Genomic DNA, 703 nt, shown 5'->3' on the forward strand with positions numbered 1-703 from the left:
CCGCCGATCCGGGAGCGGACCGCCTCGAAGTCCTTGCCGCCCTGCCGCCCGCGGACCCCGACGATCTCGACGACCTGGTCGCCGACACCGTGCTGGACGGGGCGCACTACGGGGCCTGCACGCTGCGGGCCGCTTCTGTGCGCGGGGACTCCGCGCGGTACCGGGGCGAGCCACGGCGGGACTCGTTGCTGACCGCGCGGTTCGGGACGGGGGAGCAGGCGCTGGTACTCGTCGCCATGGCGACCGGAGCGCGGGCCACGCCCGGCGCGCATCTGGCCGCCGCCGAGGCCTGCCAGTGGATCGCGCGGGCCGTGGGGCGCAGCCACGGGCGGCTCGTCGAGGACATCAGGGCGGCCCGGCGCGGCGACCTCAAGTCCGGGCTGCACCGGCTCACCGACCGCAGCCTCGGCAAACTCCGGGCCACCGCCGCCGAGCAGGGCATCGATCCGGAGGAGTACACGGCGAGCCTGCGCTGCCTGCTGCTTCCGGCCGACCCCGAGTGCCGTACGCGCGTCTTCTTCGGCATCGGTGAGGGCGGTCTGTTCCGGCTGCGTGACGGCGCATTCCAGGACATCGAGCCGCAGGTCACCGAGACCACCGGCGAGGCCGTGGTCGGCTTCGGTTCGCCGCCCTCCGAGACGCCCGAGGGCGACCGGCTGACCATGGACCTCGGCATCACAACACCCCCGAGCCCGTACGAACC

1 protein-coding gene is annotated in these 703 nt (G+C 74.4%); it reads left to right on the forward strand.

Annotated features, from left to right (window positions below):
- Window positions 1-41: 41 nt before the first annotated feature.
- The coding region (locus tag G6048_RS48410) for a protein phosphatase 2C domain-containing protein (RefSeq protein ID WP_235991174.1) at window positions 42-703 on the forward strand (662 nt) is incomplete at its 3' end.

The organism is Streptomyces ureilyticus (assembly GCF_011045025.1).
Classification (GTDB): Bacteria; Actinomycetota; Actinomycetes; order Streptomycetales; family Streptomycetaceae; genus Streptomyces; species Streptomyces ureilyticus.